Consider the following 26642-nt stretch of genomic DNA (forward strand, 5'->3'; position numbering starts at 1 on the left):
CTGGGCGACGGTCGGCGGGCCGCCGCGCGCGGCAGGCGGAAAGGATGCGGTTTCGAGAGGTGGTGGAGATGAAGGACACTGGAGCGAGAGACAACGAGCACGACACGGCGACACGCGGCGACGCATCCGAATTCACGGTGCGGCCGCTGCCGCTCGGCCATCGCCTTGGCGAGCTGCAGCTCGACGAGGTGCTGGGCATCGGCGGTTTCGGCATCGTCTATCGCGCGTTCGACCGCACGTTGCGGCGTGCAGTCGCGATCAAGGAGTACATGCCGTCGATGCTCGCGACGCGCGGCGGCGACTACACGGTGTCGCTGCGTTCGGAGCGGTTCGCGCAGGCGTTCGATGCGGGACGCGGCGCGTTCCTCAACGAGGCGCGCCTGCTCGCACAGTTCGATCATCCGGGGCTCGTCAAGGTCCTGCACTTCTGGGAAAGCCACGGCACCGCGTACATGGTGATGCCGTTCTACGAGGGGCGCACGCTCAAGCAGCTGCTCGACAGCGGGATGCGGATCAGCGAGACGCAGTTGCGCAATATCGTCGGCGCGCTGCTCGGCGCGCTCGACACGCTGCATCGCGCGCAATGCTTCCATCGCGACGTCGCGCTCGACAACGTGCTGATCCGCCCGAACGGCAGCGCGATCCTGCTCGACTTCGGCGCGGCGCGCAAACGGATCGGCGACATGGTCGACGACGGCGCGATGATGATCAAGCCGGGCTACGCGCCGATCGAGCAGTACACCGACGATCCCGCGTTCAGCCAGGGGCCGTGGACCGACCTCTATGCGCTCGGCGCGGTGATGCACGCGATGATCACCGGCGAATTGCCGCCCGCGGCCGTCGTGCGCAGCATCAAGGATACGTACCGGCCGCTCGCGTCGCGCGAACTGCCGGCCGGCGAGGTGTACAGCCCGGCGTTTCTCGCGGCGGTCGATCATGCGCTGCAGTTGCGGATTCAGGACCGGCCGGAATCGGTCGCGGCGTTCGCGGCGGAACTCGGGTTGCGGGATGTCGACCGGACGGGGAGCGGGTATGGCGCGGCGGTCGTGCCGCCGGTGGGGGATGCAGGCAAAGGCGGGGAAGGGAAGGCCGATGCGTCGGCGGCTTCCGCTGCTTCGGCGATCGGTGAGGGCGGGACGGCTTCGGGCAAGGCCGAAACGGTTGTGCCACCGTCGAAGTCAGCGCGTCCGGACGAAGTGTCGACGCCGTCGGAAACCGCCTCCGCGTCGTCAGCCGTGTCCGGCACGAAGCCGGAGCCGGAGCCGGAAGGATCTTCCACGTCGAAGGCGGCTGCGCAAGGCGTCGCGACGGGCGCTGCGGGAACGCTCGCGGCTTCGGCGGCAGCGCATGCGGCAAAGCCTGCCGAATCCGGTGCGCCGGACGGAAATGCCGAACGTGCGATGGAACCGCCGGCAGCGAGCCGTGCAGCGCACGACGATCCCGGCACGCGAGCGCCAGGTGTCGACACCGCTATCGGCAAGCGTGACACGGCGCCAGAAGCGGGAAACACCAACAGCAATGCCGACCCGCTTGCCGGAGCCGCAGGTGCGACTGCGTCGCGGCCTGCCGCACCGGCCGCGTCGTCCGGCGGCACATCACCGCCGACCGGCACCGCGCATGCGGCGGCGGCGGCCGGATCACGCAGCCGTCGCGTGCCCGTCTATGTCGGTGGCGCAGTCGTTGCGCTGATCGCCGTCGGCCTCGCCGCAACCTATCTGTCGCGTCCGGCCCGTGTCGTCGACGACACCACGCCCGCCGCAAGCCAGCCGCTGGCCGGTGCGTCACCTCCCGCCAGCACGCCAGCCGCCACGCTGGCCCAGCAGGGGCCGACACCGACCGTCGTGCCGCCGTCGAGCCTGCCGGCCGGATCGTCCGCGGATGTTCCGCCGCCGCTCGTCGCCGCCGCGCCGGCCAGCGCGCCTGCCGTCGAGGCCGCCGCGCCCGCGCCGCAGGTCGCGACGACCGTTACGACTCCGCCCCCGGCGCGAGCCGGCGCGAGTTCGACCATCGCACCGGCCGGCAGCCTCGACGCGTCGGAGCGGGTCGTCAACGTGCCGCCGTCGGAAGCGGCGGCAGCACCGGCGACAACGCCGACACCTGTGCCGAAGCCGCCGCCGGAAACCGAAACGGCCGTCGCCGCCGTGAACGCGCCAGCGGCGGAATCGCCACCACGTCCACCGAAGACGCAGGAGACCGTCCAGGTGCGTTTCAACGTGCGGCCGTGGGGCGATGTCTACGTGAACGGCGCACGGCGCGGCGCGAGCCCGCCGCTGCGCTCGGTGTCGCTGACGCCGGGCGTCTACGTGATCGAGATCCGCAACGGCACGCTGCCGCCGTTGCACCGCACCGTCGCGATCGACTTCGGCAGCAAACCGGTCAACATCGACTATGCATTCGAATGACGTCAGCCAGGCGGCGCTGGCCGCCGCCGAATATTCCGCGGCATCGCCCGGCGTGCCGGCATCGCCGCGCGCCGACCTGATCGGCCGGCTGCTCGCGGACGTCGCGCCCGATGCGCCATGCGGCGCCAACCTCGAATACGACGCCGAGTTCCTGCAACTGCAGGAGCGCGCGACGCCGCGCGCCGAGCAGCAGTACGGCGACACCGTGATCCCGGCCGAGGCGCCCGATTGGCGTACGGTCGAACGGCTGGCGCTCGCGTTGTCCACCCGCACGAAAGACCTGCGCGTCGTCGCATGTCTCGCACGCAGCTGGACCGAGCAGCACGGTATTCCCGGTTATGCGGATGCACTCGCGGTCGTCGCGACACTGCTCGAACACCGCTGGGACGACCTGCATCCGCGGCTCGACGCGGACGGTGAGCCGGACCCGACACCGCGGACCAACGCACTCGCCGACGTGGCCGGCGCGCACGATTGCGCACGCGCGGCGCGGCGCCAGCCGCTGTTCGACGGCGGGCCGACCGTGCGCGACGCCGAACGGCTGCTCGACGGCCGCGACGAAACGGGCGCCGCCGCGACCGGCAGCCGCGAAAGCCTGATCGCCGCGCTGTCGGCCGCACGCGACGACGGCACGACACCGCTCGACGCCGCGCGTACCGCATTGCAATCGCTCGATGCGATCCGCGCGTGCGTCGCGGACAAGCTCGGCCGCGAATGGGCGCCCGATGAGGGCGATGCCGAAAAAGCGTTGCGCCGGATCGTGCAGGAAGTGCCGCTGCCCGAGCCGTCACGACACCCACCGGACGGCGCGATGCCTGCCCGGCAGGCCGCACCCGTCGGCACCGCGCCGGCCGCGCAGGCGGCCATGCCGAATGCCGACGCCTGGCGCGATGCCGACGTCACGAGCCGCGACGACGTCCGCCTCGGCCTCGACAAGATGTGCCGCTATTTCGAGCTGCACGAGCCGAGCCATCCCGCGCCGCTGCTGCTGCGGCGCGCCCAGCGGCTGCTCGCGCTCGACTTCTACGAAATCATCCGCGATCTCGCGCCGGAGAGCCTGCCGAAGCTGGACCTGCTGAGCGGCGAACGGAGCGAATGAACCGAACGATGGAAGCCGCCACGCGGGCGGCGGCAACGACTCGCGCAACCTGATCGAAGTGAAGGAGTGGACGATGACGGACAGAACCAAGGCAGCGGGCAGCGGACAGAAGTTCATCGCGCGCAATCGGGCGCCGCGCGTGCAGATCGAGTACGACGTCGAGACCTACGGCGCCGAACGCAAGGTGCAGCTGCCGTTCGTGATGGGCGTGATTTCGGACCTGGCCGGCAAGCGCGCCGAGCCGCTGCCGGATTTGCCGGAGCGCAAGTTTCTCGAAATCGACGTCGACAACTTCGACGAGCGGATGAAGTCGGTCGCGCCGCGCGTCGCGTTCCAGGTGCCGAACACGCTGACCGGCGAAGGCATGCTCAACGTCGACATGACGTTCGAGCAGATCGACGATTTCTCGCCGGCCGCGATCGCGCGCAACGTCGACGCGCTGCGCCGGCTGCTGGAGGCGCGCACCGAGCTGTCGAACCTGCTGTCGTACATGGACGGCAAGCACGGCGCCGAACAGCTGATCGAGCGCGCGATCAACGATCCCGACCTGCTGAAGACGCTCGTGCGCGAACCACGCGAACCCGCGCAGGGCGGCGACGCGACCCGACCGGAGGCCCGCGATGAATGATCCCGTCCAGTCCCGCGCCGACACGCGCCAGGCCGCCCAGCCGGCCGTCGCGCACGACGAGTTCGCGGCGCTGCTGCAGAAGGAGTTCAAGCCGAAGACGGCCGAGGCGCGCGAGTCGGTCGAACGCGCGGTGCGCACGCTCGCACAGCAGGCGCTCGAACATACGGTCGGCATGACGACCGACGCGTACGGCAGCGTGAAGCAGATCATCGCGGAGATCGACCGGAAGCTGTCCGAGCAGATCAACCAGATCCTGCATCACAACGAGTTCCAGACGCTCGAAGGCGCGTGGCGCGGGCTGCATTACCTCGTCACGCACACCGAGACCGACGAGTTGCTGAAGATCAAGGCGCTGCCGGCGTCGCGCAACGAGGTCGCGCGGATGCTCAAGCGCTACAAGGGCGTCGCGTGGGACCAGAGCCCGCTGTTCCGCAAGATCTACGAAGAGGAATACGGTCAGTTCGGCGGCGAGCCGTTCGGCTGCCTCGTCGGCGACTTCCATTTCAATCACAGCCCGCCGGACGTCGAAATGCTCGGCGAACTGTCGAAGATCGCGGCGGCCGCGCATGCGCCGTTCATCGCCGGCGCGTCGCCCGAGCTGATGCAGATGGATTCCTGGCAGGAGCTGTCGAACCCGCGCGACCTGACGAAGATCTTCCAGAACACCGAATACGCGGCGTGGCGCAGCCTGCGGCAGTCGGAGGACTCGCGCTACGTCGGCCTCGCGATGCCGCGCTTTCTCGCGCGGCTGCCGTACGGCGCGCGCACCAATCCCGTCGACGAATTCGACTTCGAGGAAGACACCGACGCCGCGAACCACGACCGCTACACGTGGGCGAATTCGGCGTACGCGATGGCCGCGAACATCAACCGCTCGTTCAAGCAGTACGGCTGGTGCTCGTCGATCCGCGGCGTCGAATCGGGCGGGGCCGTCGAAGGGCTGCCGAGCCACACGTTCCCGACCGACGACGGCGGCGTCGACCAGAAATGCCCGACCGAGATCGCGATCAGCGACCGCCGTGAAGCCGAACTCGCGAAGAACGGTTTCATGCCGTTCGTCCACCGGAAAAACTCCGATTTCGCGGCGTTCATCGGCGCGCAGTCGCTGTATCAGCCGGCCGAGTACCACGACCCCGACGCAACCGCGAACGCGCGGCTGTCCGGCCGCCTGCCGTACCTGTTCGCATGCTGCCGCTTCGCGCATTACCTGAAGTGCATCGTGCGCGACAAGATCGGCTCGTTCCGCGAACGCGACGACATGGAGCGCTGGCTGAACGACTGGATCATGAACTACGTCGACGGCGACCCCGTGAACTCGTCGCAGGAAACCAAGGCGCGCAAGCCGCTCGCGGCCGCGCAGGTGGTCGTCGACGAGGTCGAGGACAACCCCGGCTACTACACGTCGAAATTCTTCCTGCGGCCGCACTACCAGCTCGAAGGGCTCACCGTGTCGTTGCGGCTCATCTCGCGGCTGCCGACCGCGAAGGCGGCGAACGAGTGAGCGGCGCGGCAGGCAACGATCGGCATTCAACGCGGCATTCATCCTGACATCGCACTGAAACGGAGACGGTTATGGGCGTGGCAATGTTTATGAAGGTGGACGGCGTGACCGGCGAATCGGCGGACGCGCAGCACAAGGGCTGGACCGACATCCAGTCGTTCACGTGGGGCGCAAGCCAGCCGGGCGCGATGGCGAGCGGCAGCGGCGGCAACGCGGGGAAGGCGAGCTTCAACGATCTCGTCGTCGCCGCGTACATGGACAAGGGCGCGCCCGCGATCATCAAGAACTGCGCGAACGGCAAGCATCTGTCGTCGGTCGAGATTTCCGCGTGCAAGACGGGCGGCACGCAGGTCGAATTCATGCGCGTGACGCTGCAGGAAGTGCTCGTCACGTCCGCGCAGGTCGCGGGCATCGATCCGGGCGACGTCGCCGACCGGCTGATGATGCATTACGGCTTCCAGGCCGCGAAGGTGAAGAAGCAGTACTGGCAGCAGAACGACAACGGCGGCAAGGGCGCCGAGGTGACGGTCGGCTGGAACATCAAGGAAAACACCGAGATGTGACGGGGCGAGCAGAGGCACGGAGACGACCATGGACGACCCGCGATCCCGCGACGGCCGGGAGGGCAGCCTGCGCGACCGGCTGCAGCCGGCATTGCTCGACCGGCTCACCGACGACGCACCGCAACGCGCCGCCGAGGCGCCCGGCGCGTTATGGATCGGCACCGAACGCCTGCGTGCGGCCGTGCTGCGCGATCTCGCGTGGCTGCTCAACACGCGCAACGCCGAGGACGGCTTCGTCGACTGGTCGGCGTTCGCGCATGCGCAGGCGTCGGTGCTCAACTACGGGATGCGGCCGCTCGTCGGCAAGCCGATGTCGGGCGTCGAGCGGATGTCGGTCGAGGCGTCGATCCGCGACGCGATCGTCCGCTTCGAGCCGCGCATCGCACCCGACAGCATCGATGTCCGCAGCGTGATCGACGCGCCCGGCGGCCGCGCCGGCGAACGGCGTCACAACGTGCTGCTGTTCGAGATCCGCGGCACGCTGTGGTCGATCCCGCATCCGCTCGAATTCGTGCTGCGTTCCGGCCTCGATCTCGAGACGGGCGCGATGTCGCTGCAATCCGTGACGGGAGCCTGACGCGATGGACACGCGCCTGCTCGACTACTACAACCGCGAACTCGCGTACCTGCGCGAGCTCGGCGGCGAATTCGCGCAGCAGTTCCCGAAGGTCGCCGCACGGCTGCGGCTCAATGAGTCGGGGCCGCCCGACCCGTACGTCGAGCGGCTGCTCGAAGGCTTCAGCTTCCTCACCGCGCGCGTCCAGCTGAAGATGGATGCCGAATTCCCGCGCTTCACGCACGCGCTGCTCGATGCCGTGTACCCCGGCTATATCGCGCCGCTGCCGTCGATGGCGATCGTGCGGTTCGCGCCGCTGCTGAACGAAGGCAGTCTCGCGCAGGGCTGGCACCTGCCGGCCGGCACCGCGCTGCGCGCGCGGCCGGCCGCGTCCGAGCAGACCGCGTGCGAATTCCGCACCGCGCACGACCTGACGCTGTGGCCGCTCGAACTGATCGACGCGACCGTCACCGGCGCGCCGTCGTGGCTGCCGCGCGGCGCCGTCGCCGCGCGTCAGGACGTGCGCGGCGCGCTGCGCATCCGGCTGAAGGCGCGCGGCGGCGCCAAGCTCTCGCAGTTGCCGCTCGATCGGCTCACCTTCCATCTCGCGGGCCCCGAGCGCGATGCGCTGCATCTGCTCGAACTGATCGCCGCACATGCGCTCGGCGTCGTGTGCCACGACCCGGGGCAGCCGCCGCGCTGGTTACACGTGCTCGACGCCGATGCGATCGTCCACGAAGGCTTCGATCCTGCGCAGGCGATCCTGCCCGACGACGGCCGCAGCTTCCACGGCTACCGGCTGCTGCGCGAGTATTTCGCGTTTCCCGCGCGCTTCCTGTTCTTCAGCATCGGCGGGTTGCGCGCCGCGCTCGCGCGTGCGACCGGCGACGAGTGCGAGCTGACCGTGCTGTTCGACCGACACGACGCGACGCTCGAAGCGGCCGTCGACGCGCGCCATCTCGCGCTGAACTGCACGCCGGCCGTGAACCTGTTCGCACGCCGCGCCGACCGCATTCCGCTGCAACCGGGCGCGCGCGAACACCATGTCGTCGTCGATCGCAGCCGGCCGCTCGACTACGAGGTCTATGCGGTGCAGCGGCTCGCCAGCGAACAGCGCGACGACGGCCAGTCGCGCGAATTCCGGCCGTTTCACGCGTCCTTCTCCGGCGACGACGGCAACTACGGCGCGTACTACACGGTGCGGCGCGAGCCGCGGCTGGTGTCCGCGCAGGCACGCTCGAACGGCACGCGCACCGGTTACGTGGGCAGCGAGACCTACGTGTCGCTCGTCGACAGCCAGTGCGCGCCGTACGACGAGACGATGCGCTACCTCGCAGCCGACACGCTGTGCACGAACCGCGATCTCGTGCTGCTGCAGCCGCCCGGCGATGCGAACACGTTCACGCTGCGCGTGTCGGCCCCGGTCGAGCGCATCGTCGCCATCCGCGGCCCGTCGCGGCCGCGCCCGCCGATCGCGGATGCGCAAACCGCGTGGCGCCTGATCCGCCATCTCGGGCTGGCGCGTCACACGCTGACCGATCTCGACGACGAAGAGGGCGCGCATGCGCTGCGCGAACTGCTCGGCCTGCATGCCGACCCGGCCGACGCCGCGATGCGCCGGCAGATCGACGGCGTGCAGCGCGTCGCGTTCTCGCCCGTGTTCCGCCGGCTGCCGGCGTCCGGGCCGTTGATGTTCGGGCGCGGCGTGCAGGTCGACGTGACCGTCGACGACCATGCGTTTTCCGGCGACAGTCCGTTCCTGCTCGGCTCGGTGCTCGAACAGTTCTTCGCGCGCCACGTATCGATCAACGCGTTCGCCGAATGCGTGCTGACCAGCGCGCAACGCGGCACGCTCGCACGCTGGCCGGCGCGTATCGGCAGGCGGCCGGCGATATGAAGCGCGAACCGTCATCCGGCGTTCAGCCGGCCGCCGAAGCCGCGCGCCGCGATGCGTGGTGGGCGCGGCTGCGTGCCGCGCCGCACGGTTACGACCTGTTCCAGGCGCTGCGCTGGCTCGACGCGCTGTCGCCCGGACGCCCGCCGCTCGGGCGCGCCACCCGGCCGCGTGACGAACCGGTGCGGCTCGGGCAGCAGCCGTCGCTCGCGTTCGCCGCGTCGATGCTGGCCGGCATCCACGACGACGACGGCGCCATGCCGCCGCGCATCGCGATCCACGGTTTCGGATTGTTCGGCCCGAACGGGCCGCTGCCGACGCACCTGACCGAATACGCACACGAACGCGCGGCGCAGCACGACGACCCGACGTTTGCCGCATTCGCCGACCTGTTCCATCACCGGCTGATCCTGCTGTTCTACCGCGCGTGGGCCGATGCACAGCCGACGGTCAGCCTCGATCGGCCCGGCCGCGCACGGTTCGATGGCTATATCGCGAGCCTGATCGGGCGCGTGGCGCACGGCGACAAGCCGAACGCGCCGGCCGACGCGGACACGCTCGCGCCGCATGCACGCTATTTCCATGCGGGCCATCTCGTGCGGCACACGCGCAACCCGGAAGGGCTCGCGCAGATCCTGCGCCGGCACTTCGGTATCGAGGCCCGCATCGTCGAGCACGTGCCGCAGTGGGTCGCGATCGAGCACTCGGAGCGCTGCACGATCCGGGCGACGCGGCCCACGTTGCGCGTCGGCGTCGTCGCGCTTGGCATCGCGGTGCGCGACGCGCAATCGCGTTTCCGGATCGTCCTCGGCCCGCTGACGCTCGATGCGTATCGCCGCTTCCTGCCGGGCGGCCCGCATGCGCGGCAGCTCGCGCAGTGGGTACGCGAGTACGTCGGCATCGAATTCGACTGGGACGTGCAGCTGGAACTGGCGGCCGACGCGGTGCCGGCGATCGCGCTCGGCGCGCCGCAGGGCATCGGCCGCACCGCGTGGCTCGGGCAGCGGCTCGAACCGGGCCCTGCGCGCGACCTCGTCGTCCGCTACGACGTGCGGCGCGGCGGCATGCCCCTTCATCGCGAAACCGCCTAACCGGGAATCGTCATGTCCGATATCGGCCGCGTCAACCTGTTCGGAAAACTGAATCCGTTCCTCTACGAGACGCTCGAGCAGGCGACCGGGTTCTGCCGGCTGCGCGGCAATCCGTACGTCGAACTCGCGCACTGGTTCAAGCAGATGCTGCAGCGGCCCGACGGCGACCTGCAGCGCGTGCTGCGCCGCTTCGAGATCGACGAGGCCGCGCTCGATCGCAGCCTCGTCGCCGCGCTCGACAAGTTGCCGCGCGGCGCGGGATCGGTGTCGGACCTGTCGATGCATATCGACGACGCGGTCGAGCGCGCGTGGGTCTATGCGACGCTGAAGTACGACGCGACGCGCATTCGCGGCGCGGTGCTGCTGCTCGCGATCCTGAAGACGCCGCAGTTGCGCAACGTGCTGGTGGCGATCACGCGCGAATTCGAGCGCATCGTGCCCGACGTGCTCGCCGACGCGCTCGAATCGATCGTAGATGGGTCGCCGGAGGCGCCACCGGCCGGGCAGGCTGCGCCGGGCGGCGACACGGCGATGCGCGGCGCGACCACCGCTGCCGACGGCTCGGCACTTGCGCGCTTCGCCGTCGACCTGACCGCCCGCGCGCGGGCCGGGGAAATCGATCCGGTGATCGGGCGCGATCCGGAGATCCGCCAGATCGTCGACATCCTGCTGCGGCGCCGGCAGAACAACCCGCTGCTGGTCGGTGAGGCCGGCGTCGGCAAGACGGCCGTCGCGGAAGGTTTCGCGTTGCGGATCGCCGCCGGCGACGTGCCGCCGTCACTGCGCGACGTCGCGCTGTACCTGCTCGATATCGGGCTGCTGCAGGCCGGCGCGAGCGTGAAGGGCGAGTTCGAGAGCCGGTTGCGCGGCGTGATCGACGAGGCGATGTCGTCCGAGCGGCCGGCGATCCTGTTCATCGACGAAGTGCACACGCTCGTCGGCGCGGGCGGGGCGGCCGGCACCGGCGACGCCGCGAACCTGCTGAAACCGGCGCTCGCGCGCGGCCTCCTGCGCACGATCGGCGCGACCACGTGGTCCGAGTACAAGCAGTACATCGAGAAGGATCCCGCGCTGACACGGCGCTTCCAGCTCGTCCACGTGCACGAACCGGAAGAAGCGGCCGCGCTGACGATGCTGCGCGGCCTGGCCGCGAAGCTCGAGGCCCATCACCGCGTGCTCGTGCTCGACGACGCGCTGCAGGCCGCCGTCACGCTGTCGCACCGGTACATTCCGGCCCGCCAGTTGCCGGACAAGGCGATCAGCCTGCTCGACACGGCCTGCGCGCGCGTCGCCGTCAGCCAGCACGCCGTGCCCGCGCCGATCGAGGACGCGCGCCGCCGCATCGACGCCCTGCGCGTCGAGCAGGAGCGGATCGGGCGCGAGTGCGCGCTCGGCACCGGCGATGCCGCGCGGCGCGACGCGATCGACACCGAGATTTCAGCGGCACAGGCGGAACTCGACCGGCTCGACACACGCTGGCAAACCGAACGCGACGCGTTGGCGGCGATCGTCGAATCGCGCGCCTTGTTGCTCGACGATGATCCGTCGCACGCGCTCGATCCAGACGCCCGCGCCGCCGCGCAGGCGCGCCTCGCCGCCGCCCAGCAGGCGCTGGCCGACCTGCAGGGCGATGCGCCGCTCGTGCTGCCCGCGGTCGACACGCATGCAGTGGCGGCCGTCGTCGCCGACTGGACCGGCATTCCGCTTGGCCGGATGGTGCGCGACGAGACGCAGGCCGTGCTGAAGCTCGCCGATACGCTCGGCGAACGCGTCGTGGGCCAGCGGCATGCGGTCGAACTGATCGCCGAGCGGATCCAGACCGCACGCGCGAAGCTCGACGACCCGACCAAGCCGCATGGCGTGTTCCTGCTGTGCGGCCCGTCCGGCGTCGGCAAGACCGAAACCGCGCTCGCGCTCGCCGACACGCTGTACGGCGGCGAGCACAACACGATCACGATCAACATGAGCGAGTTCCAGGAGGCGCACACCGTATCGACCCTGAAGGGCGCACCGCCCGGCTATGTCGGCTACGGGCAGGGCGGGGTGCTGACCGAGGCCGTGCGCCGCCGGCCGTACAGCGTCGTGCTGCTCGACGAGATCGAGAAGGCGCACCGCGACGTGCACGAGATTTTCTTCCAGGTGTTCGACAAGGGCTGGATGGAGGACGGCGAAGGGCGCGACATCGATTTCCGCCATACCGTGATCTTGCTGACGTCGAACGTCGGCGCCGATCGTGTGATGGCGCTATGCCGCGACCCCGAGCGCCTGCCCGACGCGCACACGCTCGCCGATGCGCTGCGCGCGCCGCTGCTCGACGTGTTTCCGGCCGCGCTGCTCGGCCGGCTCACTGTCGTGCCGTATTACCCGCTGACCGACGCGACACTCGCACGGATCGTCGCGCTGCAGTTGCGGCGCATCGAGAAACGGATCGACGCGCATCACGGCATCCGGCTGCACTGCACCGACGCGGCGACCGCGCTGATCGTCGAACGCTGCCGGACCATCGAATCCGGCGGCCGCATGGTCGACGCGATCCTCACGCATACCGTGATGCCGCGCATCAGCCGCGCGATCCTGCAGGCCACGCTCGAAGGGCGCGCGCTGGCGTCGATCGAGGTGAGCGCGGCCGACGGCGAATTCGCTTACCGGTTCGACGAGGAGGAAACGACTTGAATCGCGTATTCACACTCGACAGCCCGCACGGCGACGACCTCAAGTTCCATACGCTCGACGGCAGCGACGAACTCGGCCGGCTGTTCGAATTCCGGATCGAGGCGCTCGCCGACAGCCACAGCCTGTCGCTGAAGGACATGCTCGGCAAGCCCGTGACGGTTCACATCGAACAGCAGGATCAGTCGACGCGCTACCTGAACGGGATCGTTGCGCGCGCAACGCTCGGCGGGCGTCGCGCCGAGCGGTATTACGGCTACGAGCTGATCGTGCGCCCGTGGCTGTGGCTCGCGACGCGCCGTTCCGATTGCCGGATCTTCCAGAACAAGACCGTGCCCGAGATCGTGCAGGAAGTGCTGTCCATATACGGCTTTCCGATCGAGAACCACCTCGCGGAAACGTACGTGCCGCGCGAGTACTGCGTGCAATACAACGAGACCGATGCCGCGTTCGTGTCGCGGTTGATGGAGTTCGAGGGCATCTATTACTGGTTCCGGCATGCGGAGGACTCGCATACGCTGATGCTCAGCGACGCGATGTCGTCGCATACCGCGCTGCCCGGCTACGAGACGATTCCGTACATCGCGCGTGACCGCACCGCGATCGCCGACGAGGAGCATATCGACGGCTGGCTGCCCGCGCAGGAGGTGAGCGTCGGCAAGCACCAGACCACCGACTACGACTACACAAAGCCGCGCGCCGATCTGTCGTCGCAGAAGGTCGATCCGCGTGGTCATGATCACGATAGCTTCGCGTCGTTTGAGTGGCCGGGCGGTTATCGCGACGATGCGCCCGGCGCGCATTACAGCCGCGTGAGGCTCGAGGAGCAGCAGGCTGAGCATGAGCGGGCGAGTGCGGATACCGACGTGCGCGGTGCTGCGCCGGGTTACCTGTTCACGTTGGCGCATTGTCCGCGTGCGGACCAGAACCGCGAGTATTTGATCGTGCGGTGCCAGTACCGGTTTCAGGAAAACGCGTATGCGAGCGATCAGGGCGCGGAGGCAGTCGTGCATCAGACGATGATGCTCGTGCAGCCGTCGAGCCTGCCTTACCGGTCATCACGCGAAACACCACGGCCGCGTACGAACGGGCCGCAGACGGCCACTGTGGTCGGGCCGCCGGGTGAGGAAATCTGGACCGATCAGTACGGGCGCGTGAAGCTGCAGTTTCGCTGGGACCGGTACGGGCAGAGCAATCAGGATTCGTCGTGCTGGGTGCGGGTGTCGAGTCCCTGGGCCGGGGGTGGGTTCGGGGGCGTGCAGATTCCGCGGGTGGGCGATGAGGTTGTCGTGGATTTTCTCAACGGAGATCCGGATGAGCCGATCGTGACGGGGCGGGTTTTCAACGGCGAGAAGATGCCGCCGTGGGGGCTGCCGGGAAGTGCGACGCAGAGCGGGTTGCTGTCACGATCGTCTCCGGGCGGGACGACCGACCATGCGAATGCGTTCCGGTTCGAGGACAAGAAGGGCGCGGAGCAGCTGTGGATGCATGCGGAACGTAATTTCGATGCGGAGACGGAGGCCGATCACACACTGTCGGTGGGGAACAACCATACGCATACGGTTGGGAACGACGAAACGATGCAGGTGAAGAACAACCGGCAACGGAGTGTGGGGCAGAACGAGACGGTGAATATCGGCAAGAGCCGGGTCGCGCAGATTGGCGTGGATGAGACGCACGGGGTGGGCGGGAACCGGACGCGAACGGTCGGGAAGAAGGAGACCGTGACGATCGCGTCGGATCGCGAGGCGACGATCGGCGGCAGCCACACGGAAACGGTCACACATGGCAAGACCGAAACGATCGGCGAAGCCAAGACGCTGAACGTCGGACAGATGTATCAGACGACGTCGCAGGACATGAAGACGCTGGTTGCGTCGGCGCATACCGAAGAGATCGGCACACGAACGTCAACGATCGCCAAAGCCCATACGCACACGGTCGGCGGCGAACACACCGTCAACGTCGGGGCGAACCATACGACGAACGTACAGCATCAGGTGACCGTCAACGCCGGCGATCAGCTTTCGCTCGTCTGCGGGAATTCGAGCATCGTGATGAAGAGCGACGGCACGATCACGATCCAGGGTGTCGACGTCAGGTCGACCGGCACGAATACCCATAGCGTGAACGGCAAGACGGTGACGTCGTCTGCGACCGCGGAACACACGGTCGAAGGCGCTGTCCTGAAACTGAATCCGTAACGGAGGCCCGCACGAATGCAGAACTGGCAGCCGACCAATCCGGTGGAGCGCAGGTTCATGGATGCGCATTCGGACTGGATGAGTTTCGCGAAAGAGCGAGACGCGCGATTGATGATCTGGCAGACCGACGAGACCGATGCGGAGCTCGTGCGGTTGTATTTCCAGGTTCAGGACGAGACGTCGTGCGCGGTCAGGACGATGCGGGCGTCGTTCGTCAATGAAGCGGGTTATGCAAAGGCGTTGACGGATGAACTCATTGCGTTCTACGACAGCCGGCGAGAGGGGTCCGCTGCACAGGGCGTACGGGCAAACTGGCAGCCGCCGTATGACGACGGCAAGAATCCCGTGCTGTATCTGTTCGCGGTTACCGACAGCCTGATGCAGCACCATCCGGATGTTTTTCCAGCGATGGTGTTTGCGCTGGAGCCAGCGAAAGTGAGGGATGACGCGGCATGGGTGCGATGGATGGACGATTTGCTGTCGATCATCGCAGTCGCGCCGCAGCTTGCCGAGCGCGTGCGCTTTGTCGTACCTCGGATCGATATCGCGCCGTTTGCTGCGTTGATGCAACGGCATCGCGCGGCCGTGCGCGTCGTGCACGGCAAATATTCGATGGCGAGCGTGCCGCGTGAGTTGCTGGCGGAATCGGGCGAGCGCGGGCCAAGCGGGGAGTTTCGACGGCATTTCGTGATGCTGACCGAGATGATCGAAGGCGGAAACCCTGCTCGGCTGGAGGAACTCCGCGTAGCGGCGCTGAAGGTGGCGGAGCATGAGCAGTGGTTCGATCAGTGCGTGGTCGTGCATCTGATTGCGGGGGCCGCGTATCTGAAGTGGCGTGATCGGGAGAAGGCGATCGACGCGTATCGGAGCGCGGCCAGCAGCGGTACGCGGGCGGTTGAAGCCGGGCACCCGGCAGGGCACAAGCTCGTTGCGAACGGGTTGTTCGGCGAGGCGAGCGTGCATTTGACGCACAAGGATTATGCACACTCGGCTTATTGCTACGAGCGCGCGGCGGCGTCGACTACCGCGGCGAAGGACGGGTTGATGACAGTCGAGGCGTGGCGGATGAGCGCAGTGTGCTGGGAGCGGGCAGGGGAGCGCGAGCATGCGCTGGAGGCCGGGTTCAATGCGCTCGATGCGGGGTTGATGGTCGACGAACCGATGCGGGCGAACAGCAATCTGCCGATGGTGATCGAGTGGATGGTGTCGCAGTTGGGGGGGCAGGACCGGCGGCGTAACGCGCTCAGCGAGAAGGTCGCGGCGTTGCGTAGCGGGCGTTGAGCGGGGGCCGACAACGTGGCACTTCTAGCTGTTAAGCATCTCGATCCCGTGGTTGGCGTAGACGTTCATTCTGTACTGGTCACGCCCGGTACGCCGCCGGTGTTCCTGCCGCATCCTCATGTCGGGTTCATGCTAGACAAGCGCGAGTACATTCAGGCCGCAAAGGCCGTGGTCGGCTGCATTGCAACGATGATCGCGCAGGAGAAGCTGACTCAATACATCGAAGATCATCCCGAAGACGTGAAGAAGCTGGAACACCTCGCCGAAGAAGCGAACCAGCAGGTCAATGAATTGATGGGCGGCGGCAAGTTGCCTGACACGGTCGTGGAGGGGATCAAGCTCGCGAACGAGGCCAACAAGATCAAGAACCGCATCAGTGACGATCTTGGCTCGAACGTCGGGGCAGGTGGCAGCAGCGGCAGGCCGATTTTCGTGAACGGGATGATGCGGGCTACCGCAGGGACGCATGCGTATCACGTTCCGGGGTTGCATTTTCCGCTTGGGGAGTCGTTTGCGCCGCCGCCTGAGGAGGTTGAACCGTCGAACGACGGGGAATCGTTCATGGGCAGCAAGACGGTGCTCGCCAACAACGATCCGATGTCTTACATGGCGCTGGAGGCGTTGAGCTGCTGGTCGATCGGGATGGAGCCTCCGCCGCATAACAGCGCGCACACGGATCGGACTTATCCGTCGATGCCAAGCTCGGTGATGCTGCCGATTCCGGCTGGACGGCCGGTGTTGGTGGGCGGGCCGCCGATCATGAACATGGCGGCCGCGGCAAAGGGGTTGTTCAAGGCGTTTCGGGGATCGAAGTGGGCGAGGGCGCTGGCGGACAAGCTGAATTTGAAGCCTGGATTTTTGCGGTGCAATGTTTTACAGGCAGAGCCGGTCGATTCGATCACCGGTGAGGTGATTGTGCAACAGCATGATTTTACCGTCATGGGTCGCCTACCGCTCGAATGGGATCGCTCCTATGCAAGTCACGACAAGCGAAAAGGAGCGATCGGCGTAGGCTGGCAAACCCCCGCGGATATACGGCTCGAACTGGTTCCACATAATAACGTCGTGGGAGTCATCTCGTTTTTCCCGGATCATGCGACAGCGTTCGAAGTAATGCCTCGAAAAATTGGATGGGAGGCACGCCAGTATGACTGGCAAAATGGGTATGCACTCTATCGACGGGTTAATCTATTAATTCTGCGCACACACGCCGGAGTTGAGTATGAATTCTCGCTGCCATCAAACTGGGAAAACGAAATAAACAAAGGCATTGAAGGCATGGCATTAACATTGCCGGTTCGGCGAATTTCAGATCTACACAAAAACGCCTGGGCCTTTGAGCGAAATGCTGGACAAGGGCTGGAGCGAATTATTGAATTCAAAGGGGAGGATGCTACCGGCCGCGCAATTATCGTCGAAACACATCTATCCAGCAGGAACGAAAGACAAACCAATTTCATAACAGAACTGGTACTAACCGATAGTGTCGGCGGCGTTCACTCCCTTGTAGGTTACGAGTGTGATCAAAATGGAAATCTGACGGTCGCGTTGGACGCGATGACCCAGCCACATGAATTTGAATATGACACCGGTCATCGCATGATACGTCACACGAGTGCAAGGGGAGTGTCATTTTACTATAGCTATCTTCAAAGTGATGCCGAATCGTGGAAAGTTGATCGCGCATGGGGTGATGGCGGATTATTTGATTATCACTTTACATACGATGTCAAGCATCACGAAATTCGGATTATTGATTCCCAGGGAGATATAACAACATTACAAACTAATGAGCGTGGCTTCCCGGTAAGCTTGATCAATCCTCTCGGTGGCGTGACACATTATCGCTACGATGAACAAGGGCGCACCTGCGCCGAAGTCGATCCTGGCGGATTCACTACCACATGGGAGTACGATGCATACGGAAATATAATCAAACGCACGCTTGCGGATGGAAGCTTCACAAAAACGGAGTACGACAACAACTGTAGACCAACGCGCGTGACGGCTCCCGGTAATCGGCAGTGGCATTACATTTGGGATGATCGTGGCAAACTGCTTGAACAAACCCTGCCCACGAACGCTCATATGCGTTACGAATACGACTGCCATGGCCAACTTGCTATCCATACGGGGCCGCGCGGTGCAATTACGCGATTCTCCTACGACTCCAATGGGAATCTGGAAGAGATAATAAACGCGGCTGGCGCCAGCACACGATACACCTGTGATGCGAGGGCCAATGTTATCAAAATTGTTAACGCACTCGGGCAAGTGTCCAGATATGATTACGATCGCAACGACAACTTGATTCGAGCAATCGAGCCTGGTGAACGAGAAACATCCTGCAGCTATGATCCTGAAGGCAACCTCGTCCGCTATCGCGACCCCAAAGGTCAAGTTACACAGTTCGAATATTCGGCCCTTGGTCAGGTAACAAAACGAACAATGCCTGATGGCGGGGTGGTGTCATATCGATATGATACTGAGGATCAACTGGTTTCCATAATTAACGAATGCGGCGAAATTTATCGCCTGAATCGAGATAAGCTGGGAAGGATTGTTGAAGAAATTGATTACTGGGGGCAAACTCGCCGCTACGAATACGGTGTAAGAGGTGAGTTGACGCGGAGCATCGATCCACTCGGTCAGGCGATCGATTACAAAGTGGATCGACTCGGGCGTATAGTACAAAAACGTGTGCCGGATCCACGCCGATTGGACGGGATTCGCACTGAAACGTTCTCATATGATTGCCGTGGCAACCTGGTAGCGGCGGAGCATCCGGATAGCCAGGTCGTGCTGACGTATGACGCCGCCAACCGTCTCGTTGAGGAAAGGCAAGGTGATACCTTTACAATCGACCGCGACTATGATGCTGCCGGGAACTGCATTGGTCGCCGAACCAGATTCCAATCGGAAAATGACATCGTCGTACATAGGATTCGCTACGAGTATGACTTTCTCGATGCGGTCACTTCGATTCAGATCGATGACGCCGTGCCGATCATATTTGAGCGTGACGCGCTCGGGCGAACCAAAACAGAGCAATTAACCGATGCGATGCGACGCGAATTATCGTATACATCTGAAGGATTTCTCGCGAAACAGGAGCTATTCTCCGGTACTGGCTCACTATTTTCAAGCGAATACTCCTATAGTGCGAACGATGAGATTATCAGCAAATCAGATTCACGTCTTGGGTTTGAAAGTTATCAGTACGACCCGGTTGGTCGACTGACCGGACATCTCAATCCAATCCGCAAATTACTTGGTTTATCGTACGACCCGGCGGGGAATCTTCTGACAACGCGAATTCCCTCCAGTCCGAGTCGCAACGATACATGGACTAGAGATGGTGAATATGACGATTGCCACTATGCTTTTGATCGAATCGGAAATCTGATCCACAAGCGAGATCGGGAGCAGGATCTGATTTTGCGTTGGGATGGCGACGGCTTGTTGATTGAGACATTGGCTGTACGCCGGGGATCAAATAATGATGGACTTTGCATCGACAAAACCCTACACCTTCGAACTTGTTACGAATACGATGCCTTCCATCGGCGTACGAAAAAGACTACCCATGTCCAACATGCTTCCGATGGAATGGAAACGGCTTCATTACAATCTCAGACCACTTCCTTTTTCTGGGATACCGATGTACTCGCAAGCGAGATTAAATATCCGGAGAAGGGTAGTTACGGTGTCGCGCAGGAGTGGATCTACTATTCCGATAGTTTTGTTCCATTAGCAGGTATTCAGTGGCTGCACAAAAGCGAAGCTCCAGTTTCTATGGCTGGCAGCGAACGGATCACAGAGTACGAAACGGGCGATGCGCGGAGAGGAGGAGGGCAAGCAAGGTATGGAGATGGAGAGGATCAAAATTCGATTTTCCCGACGTCGAGCCAGACCACGGCACATTATTTCCACGTAGACCCCAATGGCGCTCCAACAAGAATTACTGATTCGGAAGGTGGTATTATTTGGGAAATTGAACATGTTGCCTGGGGTGGCATCGCCAACATCGAAAGAAAGTTCGAAAGCAACCATCCTCTTCGGCTTCAGGGGCAATATTACGACGAAGAAACCGGCCTTCATTACAATCGATACCGATATTTCGATTCAAAAAGTGCCGCATTTATATCTCAAGACCCGATCGGGCTTGACGGCGGACTCAATCTCTACCAGTTCGCACCAAACCCAATTACCTGGGTCGACCCGCTTGGCCTTGCATGCGGGCCGGCAGTAAGGCAGAATTCAAGGGGGCAATGGATCGATGCCCGCGGTCGGTTTGCAGTCACGCCAGTCATTTCCTTACTCCCGAAACTGAAAGGAAAAACCGTAAAAGGCGTTGAAGGAATTCTCCGAAGGGCAGGCTTCACAAGAACAAACCCCTCAAACCCGAAAAATCAACGCTGGAAACATCCCGACGGATCAGAAGTTCAGGTGCATGCGTATGGAAACACAAATACATCACAATATAAAGCGAGCAACAACGCACACGCTCATAAGTCGCTTGGAAAACACGGAAACGTACCAGGCCCCAATAGCACCACTCCGCCCACTGTGGAGCTTGCAGACGATGGAAGAACTGCAGTACATCAACTCTCTGCTGCCGCACATATCGGAATAAAAAATCCAGCCGACTTTCCCGCTGTATCCGGAAGAAACCATGGGGACTAGAAAGATGGCCGCCGAATTTATTTTATCTTTCAATGATGGCAATTGGTACTCGACAAATCGTGATCTGATTGATGAAAAAATTCAATCACTTACGACATTTTCCAAAAGAATCGATGAGGAATATTGGCTCCTGGGAATTGAGGAAAGAGGAGTTCCTGGCAGATGGGAATTTGATGTTCGACTCTTTCTGAGGAAAAGTGAAATATTCATCGAGATCAGCTCGCACCCCAGGACGATCGAGCTTGACTTGATTTCATTGTTTTCATGGATCCGCGAGAAAACTCAAATCACGATCCAGGACGAAGATGGAGAACCGACTGATTGGTGACTAACGCAAAGTGGAACTACGCCCAATAATGTCTAGTCATGCAAAGGCTGTACTGACTTCGCAAGATGCTGGGACAGGGACCTTCTTCAAGAAGGCTCCTTGATTAGTCTCGCTCAGGGCGTTTCTTTATTTGACATAACGTGAATTATCGACATTTTCGGTTGTAGAGGCTACATAGAAATGTCCGCTTTCGCGCCGCGTAAGCTGTCCGGCCGCCGGGTGTCCGGCGCCGGAGGCTGCGATGGCTGCAACGAAACGAACCACGATAACGATGCGAGAACACTTCGTCCCATCAATCACAGCGCCTCAACAAGGAACCCGCCCGCCAACCCCATTACCCATCATCGTGCACCAGCGCTGCGTCTCCACCTGCGGCTGCGGATACGGCAACCCGGTCCGCGGATCGATCGAGTCAAGCGGATTCGGCCCTGGCGGATGGTTTGCCGCGTGCATCGCGGCGTTCTCCGCCATCTGTTTCGCGTTCGCCGCACGCTGCTGCGCGAGGTCCGCCTTCTGCGCGTCGTCCACTTTCTTCGTCTTGGTCACGAGCCGCGCGAATCGGGGATCGCGAATATCTTGCAGCGGCGGCAACGGCGGCGCCACCGGCATGAAAAGCAGCGGCCCGTTGTATTTCGGGACCGCCAGTTTTGACGGCTTGCCGAAATTCGCGGCCATGCTGATATCCCACATGCCGGCGTTCATGTCGAGTGCCTGCTCATAGTGCCGGTTCACGTCCGACAGACTGGGCGGCCCGGACGGCGCCGGCAATGGCTGAAGGGATGGCGGAAGCGTTTGCCGGGCGGCCGGATAGATCGTGCGAACCCAGCTCACTGCAGCGATCGAGTATTGATAAAGAAGCGCGTCGTACTGCTCCAGCACCTGCGCCCGACCATAGCTGCCGGGGTTCTCGAAAACGGGCTTGTACGCGGCCAGGCTATTGAGGTACTTCATGTTGGCATTTCGCTGCTCGGTCACGAACTGTTGCTCGGGATCGACCGGCGCGGATGAAGTCATCGCAGCGCATGCTGAGAGCACGCTGACGACGAATGCGACGCCTGCCGTCGTACGCAGTGCGGACGGGAATGGACGCAAGAGCTTGAGCATCGGGAACGCCGTGAAGACTGGGTGGATTGTCACGAATCGGCGATTTGCCGGGCACAACCCGACATTCGCCCCGCATCCCATTCTGCCCCGCCCCCGCGCCGTTCCCGGTGGATTTGCGTCTTATCCTGGTGGATCTCCATTCAGGACGACAATCCAACCCGCCAACATGACCTGTCATCCGACAGTCGCCTGCGGCCTGGCTCGATCTCGCCCGGATAGTTCGCCCGGATTCCGGTTGAGCTGCAGTATCTCGTTGAGCTCGACGTCAATCCCCTGCTCGCTCGACATTCGCTGCTGTTCGTCGGCCGGCTCGCAGGCCGTGGCAAACAGCGATCCTTCGCTACGTTCGGCGATCGTCCACAACGATTCGCCCGCGGCCACGGCCACCCTTGCCGGCGTGGCCCTCGCACGCAATCTGCTCCAGCTGCACACGGGCCGGCGCCGCGCGAACGGCAAATCTTTCCCGTTGCCGCAACCATGCCGCCATTCCATACTCATTGGTCTGGCGAAATCCGCGGCGCCTGCCGTGTACGCCCGTACGATGCACATCCCCGCACTGCAACCGGAGGACATCATGGCGATTCTCGAAGTCTTTCCCTATCTGCGCGTCAAGCGCGCGGCCGACGCCATCGCGTTCTACGCGAAGGCATTCGGCGCACGGGAGAAATTCCGTCTCGTCGAACCGTCGGGGCGCGTCGGTCACGCGGAATTGCAGCTCGGCCCGTGTACGCTGATGCTCTCGGACGAGTTTCCCGAATACGATCTGCTCGCGCTCGCCCCGGACGGCACGGCGTCGATCCTGCTGCACCTGCACGTCGACGATGCCGACGCGACGATCGCCGCGGCCATCGCGGCCGGCGCCAGCCTGACGCGCGCGATCCAGGACCAGTTCTACGGCGAGCGTTCCGGCAAGATTCGCGATCCGTTCGGGTACGACTGGGCGATCGGGCATACGATCGAAACGCTCGAACCCGACGAAATGCAACGACGTTACACGGCGCTGCTGTCCGGCGATCAGTAGCCAGTTTGCTCCGGGCCACCACCACCACGACATTCTCGATGCACTACCACCCCGACGACATCAGGCGGCTTTTCCTGTTCGTGCCGACGCTGTACTTGAACCGCCCGGCGCCGGCCGAATCGTTCCTGGCTGCCGCGGTCGATACCGGCATCGAACTCGAGCATGTGCTGCGCGACTACCCGCAGGTCCGCTACCAACCGCTCGACTTCCACTACGTGTGCCAGCAAAGCCTGTCCGTGCTCGACGACACGCTGCTGGCCGACCTGACAGGCGACATGCCGCTCGGATGGCGCGGCGCGCACTGGGCCGCGTTGCTGATCGCGCTGTCGGGCGACGCGCGCTATCTGCCGCATCTCGACGAAGCCAGGCGCCATCGCGGTGTCGAATGGGCGGCCGAGCTTGCCGAGGCCGCCTCGGGCCCCGATGCGCAATCGTCGACCTTCCGTTGCTGCCGATCGATCGTGCAGTTGCGCAACCAGCTCGCCGCGTTGCCGTGCGTCTCCGTCCGGTTGCGACGCTGGCTCACGCCCGACGCGCTCGAAGCCCGGGCGGGCGCCGTTCGTGCCGCGTATCGAAGCGGCGGCCTCGACACCGCGCTGCCGGTTGCCCGCCGTTAAGCGTTCGACAGACGATCACGCGATCTCGGCGCGAACCACCTGACGCCGCGACACACTTCCCGCTCCCACCCGAATCCCCGCAATCGCCCTCCTCGATTCCGTTCGATTTCGCAGAGGACCTTTCCTGTGCAACGCCTTAATCGACGGCCGCACGATCTCCAATAATGGCCGCTCGATCCGTCGGCCAGTACGCCGACGCGACCCGCCGGCCATCGTGCCGGGCCACCGATAAAAAATCCTATGCATTCCTACCAGATGAACAAGCATGCCGGCGCACGTGTCGCGGGGACCGTCATTGCCGCATGCCTGACCGGCATCGCACCGGGCATCGCGCACGCACAGAGCAGCGTGACACTGTACGGCCTGATCGATACGTCGATCACCTACGCGACGAACCAGCGCACGCAGGGCGCGGGCTCGCCCGGCGGCGGCGCCGTCGCACTGACGAGCGGCGCACTGAACGCGTCGCGCTGGGGGCTGCGCGGCCGCGAGGATCTCGGCGGCGGGATGGCCGCGGTGTTCGCACTCGAGAACGGCTTCTCGGGCACGAACGGCAAGCTGTCGCAGAAAGGCGTCGACATGTTCGGCCGTCAGGCATGGGTCGGCGTGAGCTCGAAGACGGCCGGCACGCTCACCTTCGGCCGCCAGTACGACCTGATCCTCGACTTCGTGACGCCGCTCGGCGCGTCCGGCCCCGGCTGGGGCGGCAACCTCGCGGTCCATCCGTACGACAACGACGATTCGAACCGCAACATCCGCATCAACAATGCGGTGAAGTACACGAGCCCGACGTATCACGGGCTGACGTTCGGCGCGATGTACGGCTTCTCGAACGCGGCCGGCCAGTTCGCGAACAACGCTGCGTGGAGCGCGGGGGTGTCGTATGCGAACGGGCCGCTGAAGCTCGGCGCCGGCTATCTGAAGATCAGCCGCGACCGCAATTCGCCGAACCCGGACGGTGCATTGAGCACGGTCGACGGTTCGGCGACGATCACGGGCGGCAACCAGCAGATCTGGGCCATGGCCGGTCGTTACGCGTTCGGGCCGCATTCGGTCGGCGCCGCGTGGTCGCATTCGACCACCGACGGCGTGACGGGTGTGCTCCAGGGCGGCAACATCGCGCCGCTGAAGGGCGAATCGCTGGTGTTCGACAACTTCACGGTCGACGGTCGCTACTTCGTCACGCGTGCGCTGAGCGTCGCCGCCGCGTACACGTACACGATGGGCCGCTTCGACACACGCACGGGCCAGACACGCCCGAAATGGAACCAGGTCGTCGCGCAGGCCGACTATGCGCTGTCGAAGCGCACGGACGCGTATCTCGAAGGCGTCTACCAGAGCGTGAGCGGCGGCAACGGCAATCCGGCGTTCAACGCCACCGTCTGGACGCTGACGCCGTCGGCGAACAGCAATCAGGTGGTCGTCGCGCTCGGGCTGCGGCACAAGTTCTGACGACGCGTAGTTCGATCGTCGCCACTCGCCCCCATAAGGCCGCGCCCGAGCGCGGCCTTTTCGCTGTGGCCGCCCGTACCGCACACCGCGGGCGGGAGCAAGAATGTCTACCCGGTTGTCGCGTCTGCGCAAAAAATGCGAAGAAACTGGTCACGATGTGACATTTTTCCTAATCTGTTTGCAGCGACGCCGTATTTCGGCGCTCCGGACGCAACACTCTTTCATATGGCGCACCGCCGGCTTACGAATCCACATCGCGCCGACGGAGCCGGATCTTTCGCGCCATTGCGGCCGGATACGTGCATGCGGATGGCATGCGCGACGCTTTCAACGCAGTCCACCGCTGGAGACGAACGATGAGCAAAATGAACCGATTTGCGGTCCTGGCAACCTTCGTACTACTGGCCGGTTGCCATAACGCGGCGAAAACGCCCGAGAATGCCGGCACGCCGCCGACGCCGTCGAGCGAAGCCGTCGCAACGGTGTCGGCCGACGATCTCGACAATCCGAACAGCCCGCTCGCGAAGCGCAGCATCTACTTCGATTTCGACCAGTACACCGTGAAGCCCGAATTCCAGTCGCTGCTGCAGGCGCACGCCGACTACCTGCGCAGCCATCCGTCGCGGCGCGTGCTGATCCAGGGCAACACCGACGAACGCGGAACGTCCGAATACAACCTCGCGCTCGGCCAGCGCCGTTCGCAGGCGGTGAACAGCGCGCTCCAGACGCTCGGCGTGCCGGCGACGCAACTCGAAGCCGTCAGCCTCGGCAAGGAAAAACCGGTCGCACTCGGCCACGACGAGGATTCGTGGGCGCAGAACCGTCGCGCCGACCTCGTCTATCGTTGATCCGACGCCGCCGCAACGGCGGCGTCCGTGCACGGGAAAGCCACGCAGGCCGCTGACCTCGGTCGCGGCCGCGGGTGCGATTCGACGTGTCCGGATTCGTGCGCGTCGTCGGTCGCGTGCGTGATCACGGTTCGCCGCGTTCCAGCCGCCGACGCAGCCAGCGCGACATCACGGCGGAGGTCACGATCGTATCTCGAGTATCGCGATCACGTTGATGCCGCCAGCAGCCGGTTCAGCAGCAGCCCGATCACCATGCCGGTGCCCACGACGATCCCCAGCAACACGAACCAGCGTCGCGCCATGCGTCGGATCCGGCCCCTTCGTGCACGGCAATACGCAAAAAGCATGGAATAAACGCCCCGCCCGACGCGTTTCGTCATCGCGCAGACGCGCGGTTCACGCGAGCCTGCCTTTCCGGTGGCCTGCGCGCTGCAAGGAGACTGCAATGAAATCGGCAAGGTTGGCCGCGGCGCTGATCGCGGCACTGGTGCTCGTGCTGTCGGCGGGATGTACGTCGTCCGGCAGCGGCATGTCGCAAGGGCCGGGCATGAGCCGGTACGGCGGCGGCGCGGGAGGCAGCGGAGGCGGTGGCGGAGGGGGCGGCGGCTACTGAGGCGCCGCTGAAGAAAACGGGGCGGCGCATCGCGCGCAGGCACCGGAAACCGGCTGCCTCGCGCGCGACGCCCTGCCCCGCGGC

The 26642-nt window shown here is 64.4% G+C and carries 20 protein-coding genes; 18 read left to right on the forward strand and 2 right to left on the reverse strand.

What is annotated here, in order from left to right; all coding sequences use genetic code 11:
• Positions 1 to 68 precede the first annotated feature (68 nt).
• The 13 genes from HWX87_RS02055 (at position 69) to HWX87_RS02115 (ending at position 20903) form a co-directional block, all read left to right on the forward strand.
• Positions 69 to 2402 carry a serine/threonine-protein kinase gene (locus HWX87_RS02055; RefSeq protein ID WP_176045430.1) on the forward strand — a complete coding sequence of 778 codons (2334 nt, stop codon included), beginning with the start codon at positions 69 to 71 and terminating at the stop codon, positions 2400 to 2402.
• Positions 2389 to 3501, forward strand: a complete 1113-nt coding sequence (tssA, locus tag HWX87_RS02060) for a type VI secretion system protein TssA (protein WP_176045431.1) — start codon at positions 2389 to 2391, stop codon at positions 3499 to 3501. Before HWX87_RS02055 ends, tssA begins: the two co-directional genes overlap by 14 nt.
• Positions 3502 to 3574: 73 nt before the next feature.
• Positions 3575 to 4129: a type VI secretion system contractile sheath small subunit gene (gene tssB, locus HWX87_RS02065; RefSeq protein ID WP_176045432.1), complete on the forward strand. Its 555-nt coding sequence runs from the start codon at positions 3575 to 3577 to the stop codon at positions 4127 to 4129.
• Positions 4122 to 5630: a type VI secretion system contractile sheath large subunit gene (gene tssC / locus HWX87_RS02070; protein WP_176045433.1), complete on the forward strand. Its 1509-nt coding sequence runs from the start codon at positions 4122 to 4124 to the stop codon at positions 5628 to 5630. Before tssB ends, tssC begins: the two co-directional genes overlap by 8 nt.
• 71 nt (positions 5631 to 5701) lie before the next feature.
• Positions 5702 to 6193 carry a type VI secretion system tube protein Hcp gene (locus HWX87_RS02075; protein ID WP_027791618.1) on the forward strand — a complete coding sequence of 164 codons (492 nt, stop codon included), beginning with the start codon at positions 5702 to 5704 and terminating at the stop codon, positions 6191 to 6193.
• A gap of 28 nt (positions 6194 to 6221) precedes the next feature.
• Positions 6222 to 6770, forward strand: a complete 549-nt coding sequence (tssE, locus tag HWX87_RS02080) for a type VI secretion system baseplate subunit TssE (RefSeq protein WP_176045434.1) — start codon at positions 6222 to 6224, stop codon at positions 6768 to 6770.
• A gap of 4 nt (positions 6771 to 6774) precedes the next feature.
• On the forward strand, positions 6775 to 8646 hold the full coding sequence (tssF, locus tag HWX87_RS02085) for a type VI secretion system baseplate subunit TssF (RefSeq protein ID WP_176045435.1): 1872 nt from the start codon (positions 6775 to 6777) through the stop codon (positions 8644 to 8646).
• Positions 8643 to 9734, forward strand: a complete 1092-nt coding sequence (tssG, locus tag HWX87_RS02090; RefSeq protein ID WP_176045436.1) for a type VI secretion system baseplate subunit TssG — start codon at positions 8643 to 8645, stop codon at positions 9732 to 9734. The genes tssF and tssG overlap by 4 nt, the downstream gene beginning before the upstream one ends.
• A 12-nt stretch (positions 9735 to 9746) precedes the next feature.
• Positions 9747 to 12407: a type VI secretion system ATPase TssH gene (tssH, locus tag HWX87_RS02095; RefSeq protein ID WP_176045437.1), complete on the forward strand. Its 2661-nt coding sequence runs from the start codon at positions 9747 to 9749 to the stop codon at positions 12405 to 12407.
• Positions 12404 to 14608, forward strand: coding sequence for a type VI secretion system tip protein VgrG (tssI, locus tag HWX87_RS02100; protein ID WP_176045438.1), 2205 nt, complete (start codon positions 12404 to 12406; stop codon positions 14606 to 14608). The genes tssH and tssI overlap by 4 nt, the downstream gene beginning before the upstream one ends.
• Positions 14609 to 14623: 15 nt before the next feature.
• Positions 14624 to 15889, forward strand: a complete 1266-nt coding sequence (locus HWX87_RS02105) for a hypothetical protein (protein WP_176045439.1) — start codon at positions 14624 to 14626, stop codon at positions 15887 to 15889.
• A 15-nt stretch (positions 15890 to 15904) separates the two neighbouring features.
• Positions 15905 to 20575, forward strand: a complete 4671-nt coding sequence (locus tag HWX87_RS02110; protein WP_244137579.1) for an RHS repeat-associated core domain-containing protein — start codon at positions 15905 to 15907, stop codon at positions 20573 to 20575.
• Between the two features lie 4 nt (positions 20576 to 20579).
• Positions 20580 to 20903 carry a hypothetical protein gene (locus tag HWX87_RS02115; protein ID WP_176045440.1) on the forward strand — a complete coding sequence of 108 codons (324 nt, stop codon included), beginning with the start codon at positions 20580 to 20582 and terminating at the stop codon, positions 20901 to 20903.
• 306 nt (positions 20904 to 21209) lie between these two features.
• Here the strand turns inward: HWX87_RS02115 and HWX87_RS02120 are convergent, their stop codons facing one another.
• Together HWX87_RS02120 and HWX87_RS02125 are read right to left on the reverse strand one after the other, a co-directional pair.
• Positions 21210 to 22007, reverse strand: a complete 798-nt coding sequence (locus tag HWX87_RS02120) for a hypothetical protein (RefSeq protein WP_176045441.1) — start codon at positions 22005 to 22007, stop codon at positions 21210 to 21212.
• Between the two features lie 174 nt (positions 22008 to 22181).
• Complete coding sequence (locus HWX87_RS02125; RefSeq protein WP_176045442.1) at positions 22182 to 22583, reverse strand: LWXIA domain-containing protein; 402 nt, start codon at positions 22581 to 22583, stop codon at positions 22182 to 22184.
• Here HWX87_RS02125 and HWX87_RS02130 point away from each other — a divergent pair.
• The 5 genes from HWX87_RS02130 (at position 22582) to HWX87_RS02155 (ending at position 26558) form a co-directional block, all read left to right on the forward strand.
• Positions 22582 to 23028: a VOC family protein gene (locus HWX87_RS02130; protein ID WP_176045443.1), complete on the forward strand. Its 447-nt coding sequence runs from the start codon at positions 22582 to 22584 to the stop codon at positions 23026 to 23028. The two genes, HWX87_RS02125 and HWX87_RS02130, sit on opposite strands and share 2 nt — an antisense overlap.
• 38 nt (positions 23029 to 23066) lie before the next feature.
• A complete protein-coding gene (locus HWX87_RS02135) occupies positions 23067 to 23645 on the forward strand; it encodes a hypothetical protein (protein WP_176045444.1) in 579 nt (192 codons plus the stop codon).
• Between the two features lie 240 nt (positions 23646 to 23885).
• Complete coding sequence (locus HWX87_RS02140) at positions 23886 to 25097, forward strand: porin (protein ID WP_176045445.1); 1212 nt, start codon at positions 23886 to 23888, stop codon at positions 25095 to 25097.
• 356 nt (positions 25098 to 25453) lie between these two features.
• Positions 25454 to 25945: a peptidoglycan-associated lipoprotein Pal gene (gene pal, locus HWX87_RS02145; protein ID WP_176045446.1), complete on the forward strand. Its 492-nt coding sequence runs from the start codon at positions 25454 to 25456 to the stop codon at positions 25943 to 25945.
• Between the two features lie 445 nt (positions 25946 to 26390).
• Positions 26391 to 26558: a hypothetical protein gene (locus tag HWX87_RS02155; protein WP_176045447.1), complete on the forward strand. Its 168-nt coding sequence runs from the start codon at positions 26391 to 26393 to the stop codon at positions 26556 to 26558.
• Positions 26559 to 26642 lie beyond the last annotated feature (84 nt).

The sequence above is a fragment of the Burkholderia sp. BCC1644 genome (genome assembly GCF_902833225.1).
Taxonomy (GTDB): Bacteria; Pseudomonadota; Gammaproteobacteria; order Burkholderiales; family Burkholderiaceae; genus Burkholderia.